This is a genomic window from Paraburkholderia sp. (genome assembly GCF_035501035.1).
In the GTDB taxonomy this organism is placed as follows: Bacteria; Pseudomonadota; Gammaproteobacteria; order Burkholderiales; family Burkholderiaceae; genus Paraburkholderia.
In genome coordinates this window covers 1-3440 of record NZ_DATJWR010000306.1, presented here as the reverse complement: position 1 = coordinate 3440, position 3440 = coordinate 1, and the positions used below count along the sequence as shown (strand labels likewise).

Annotated in this window: 2 protein-coding genes, 2 pseudogenes and 1 other annotated feature; of the genes and pseudogenes, 2 read left to right on the top strand and 2 right to left on the bottom strand. The window is 59.2% G+C overall.

Annotated elements, in window-relative coordinates; all coding sequences use genetic code 11:
* Window positions 1-80: 80 nt before the first annotated feature.
* Window positions 81-629, top strand: a complete 549-nt coding sequence (locus tag VMJ11_RS22545) for a hypothetical protein (protein WP_325621926.1) — start codon at window positions 81-83, stop codon at window positions 627-629.
* A gap of 1 nt (window position 630) precedes the next feature.
* Here the strand turns inward: VMJ11_RS22545 and VMJ11_RS22540 are convergent.
* Together VMJ11_RS22540 and VMJ11_RS22535 are read right to left on the bottom strand one after the other, a co-directional pair.
* Window positions 631-1554: pseudogene (locus tag VMJ11_RS22540) on the bottom strand (IS3 family transposase); the annotation flags it as partial.
* Window positions 1459-1587, bottom strand: a sequence feature (AL1L pseudoknot). (Overlaps the previous pseudogene by 96 nt.)
* Before the next feature lie 861 nt (window positions 1588-2448).
* A pseudogene (locus VMJ11_RS22535) lies at window positions 2449-2763 on the bottom strand (transposase); the annotation flags it as partial.
* A 444-nt stretch (window positions 2764-3207) separates the two neighbouring features.
* Between VMJ11_RS22535 and VMJ11_RS22530 the strand changes: the two are divergent.
* On the top strand, window positions 3208-3440 hold a 233-nt coding region (locus VMJ11_RS22530), incomplete at its 3' end, for an H-NS family nucleoid-associated regulatory protein (protein ID WP_414694453.1).

Below are 3440 nucleotides of genomic sequence, written 5' to 3'. Positions count from 1 at the left end.
GAATCAACAAGCGGCATCGCCCGTGAGGACGTTTCCATAGACTAGCGATGCCAGCAACGACGTGTGAACCGGAGGCAAAGATGGTCATGCGACCCGAAAATTCATCGCAGGTCGTGTGGTCGTGTCTGAGGCCCACGCTGGGTATCCTGGCCGCAGCGATCGTCGGATCGTTCTGCGGGTTACCCGGGACTTCGCCGGCAGATGAGCCTCATGGTGTGAATGCGCCGGCCGCAAGAATTTACAAGACGTCGGGACAACCCTCCGTCGCCGATGAAGAGAAGGCCATTCGCAAGCTACTCGACGAGAATTCGGACGGCAATGTGCGACTTGCGCTGCTGATCGTGCTCGTCCAGGATTACTTCGACGCGAATGACCCTGCCGACGCGAGGCGGGTGATGGAAAACATTGTTGATGACGAGCAGATCCCGCCTGGCCGACGCTCGCTGACCGCATCGGGACTCGCCCTTGCGTATGCGTTGGAAAACGACTTCGTGCGAAGCCAGAGGCTGGTGAATCAGGCGAAGAAGCTGGCCGACCAGACGCCCGCTGACGAACTTGAAACCCTTCCGGAAGAACCGGCCTACGAGTATCTGAACCGCCCCGGGTTTCCCGGAGACTATTTTGCTTGAGTCATGCCACGGCGGCAGACCCAGCGAGATTTGCATAATAAGCGGCTTCTGCCTCGGCAGGTGGAATGTTGCCGATGGGGCCGAAGAGCCGACGATTGTTGAACCAGTCAACCCATTCGAGCGTCGCCATTTCAACGGCCTGCGGATTGCGCCACGGCCCGAGGCGATGGATCACCTCTGCCTTGTACAAGCCGTTGATCGTTTCAGCCAGTGCGTTATCGTAGGAGTCGCCCACGCTGCCCACTGACGGCTCGATGCCAGCTTCGACCAGACGATCCGTATAGCGGATTGATACGTATTGCACGCCGCGGTCGCTATGATGGATCAGCCCGTCCTGCTGCACCGGTTTTCGCTCGTACAAGGCCTGCTCCAGTGCGTCCAGAACGAAGTCCGTGCGCGCCGAACTCGACACACGCCAGCCGACAATGCGTCGGGCGAACACGTCGATGATGAACGCGACATAGACGAAGCCCTGCCAGCTCGATACATAGGTAAAATCTGACACCCACAGCGCATTGGGCCGTTCAGCCGTGAATTGCCGCTTCACGAGATCCTTCGGGCACGGCGAACCGTCGCTCACTGTCGTGCGTACCGTCTTGCCCCGCACCACACCGCGTAGGCCCATCTGCTTCATCAGCCGCTCGACCGTGCAGCGCGCCACGACAATGCCTTCCCGCTTCAATTGCGTCCAGACCTTGTCCACACCATAGACCTGGAAGTTTTCTTCCCATACGCGCCGGATCTCATCCTTGAGCATCCTGTCGCGCCGGGCCCGCGGCGGCGCCAGGCCAGGATCGGCGCGGCGGCCCACGTGCTTGTAGTACGTCGACGGTGCGATCGGCAGCACCCTGCAGATCGGCTCGACTCCGTAGACGTGCCGATGATCATCGATGAACGTGATCATCACTTCGGTCGGCGGTCGAGCTAGAGGGTAGCCGCGTTCCCTCTCGGAAACGCGGCCCCCGAAGAACTGTACGTGCAAGTTTCCCTGCATACAGCTCGAGCACAGCATTAAGCGCCATACTGACGCCGGTCTTGCCATTGCAGCGCAAGCCCTTCGCAAACGTCACATCGTTGATTCGCCTCATGCTGAGGCGAAGGGCGCTGAACCGTAGTCAGACCGGCCACTCACAAGCTGCCCTTCGCTGAATCTCAAATGTAGGCCTACGACAACTGCACCACGCGGAAGTCTGCATCTTTTCAGATCAGGGCAAATTTGGAACCCCTATGTAGCCTATTACCGGCTACCCTTCGCTTTTTCCGCGTTCTCTTGCCCGCTCTCCCAACAGCGCCCCTTGCGGTTTGCCTGCCACGCATTCACTGCGCGCAGTGTGTGGCGGGAAATCGGGTTTACCACGTTCCCATTGCCGCCGACCCGACGTTAGCCGAGCCTATCCGGTTAGCACCTGTCTATCCCCCGGTGGCGCCATGGCGACGTGCGCTCAAGGCGGAAGAACGCAACCGGCCACTCACCTTTTGGTTGAAGCCTGTCAGCAGGTTTGGCTTCTCTTCGCTTACGAGGGTTCAGACGACAGTTTACCTAAGTTGTGCATACGGAATTGCCTAGCCTCCACACCGCCTTCCTGCTGGCAGTGTCAGCCCACCCGTCGCCGGATGAACCTTCTCACGAAGAGTACATTTTCCCCGAAGCTTCATACCCGACCGTTACCAGTCGCGCATGTCCGGGTAGACAACTGCTGGTCGCACAGCAGGTCACGACTGCGTCAACAAATACGTGACGCGCGTGACAAGACCGCAATGAGCTTTCCCATCCCATACAACATACTACTCAACGACGCGTGAGGGACGGAACACGTGTCGCACCCGCCTGTGCGAAATACGCTGACGCCTTGCGCAGGATTTCATTGACCTGCCGAAGCTCACGCACTTCCCGCTCCAGTTCCTTGATCCGATCCTGCTCCTGCGTGCTCATGCCCGGGCGCAAACCCCGATCCCGCTCTTCCTTGCGCACCCAGCTACGCAGCGTTTCGCCCGAGCAGCCAAACTTCGCTGCGATCGACGCAATCACTTTCCATTGCGATTCGCGGTCGCCTTGATGTTCCAGTACCATTCGCACAGCCCGCTCACGAACTTCCGGCGAGTACCTTGGGGACTTCTTCTTGGTGTTTTCCATAGCTCCATTTTCTCAAGAAGTGGAGCCTTCGGAAATCCCGGGGCGGTTCATACGCAACAAGTTTTGCGGCCGGAAAATCGCGCTGCGTGGCGTTGTCGGGAATGTGGCGAGTCGTCATGGTGTGAAGTCTCCAGCGAAAGGGAACCCCCCCGAGTCAGAATGGTTGTCGCCCGCGGGTGTCGTTTTCGCGCCGTGACGCCAAGTTGGCAGGCGCTCATTGGCTGTTGCGACCTGAATCGCCATTCACGCTCGCGCGAACCGAACTCTCGGGCCCGTATGTGGCTGCACCTGACTACGGCTACATCCGCCATTTTTCTCTCCTATTGGCGCCGTTCCTCGCTGATAGAATCAGCTGCGCTTTCAGCCAGCACTTCACCGCTCGAACAAGGGGTTAATGCTTCTCTGCGGCTTGGGAAATCGTCATGTGAGCATGTTCCGTAGAAGATGACAGCGCGTACCAGCGCACCTGCTCCCGCGACTGAGGCAAAGACAAAGGCAGCGACGAAAGCTGCGGGCAATTACGCGCGAGGACCGCAGCCGGCAAAATACCTCAACCCCAAGTCTGGCGCGACTTGGAGCGGCCGCGGTCGAGCGCCGGAATGGCTCGCATCAGTGAAGGACCGAGCGAGGTTCATGATTGAAGGCGAAGGCGCAGTTGCGTCGGAGCCTTCGTCTGC

Excerpts from the sequence above, each read along its gene's own strand:
- VMJ11_RS22545 (WP_325621926.1), top strand. The coding sequence starts at position 81 with ATGGTCATGCGACCCGAAAATTCATCGCAGGTCGTGTGGTCGTGTCTG.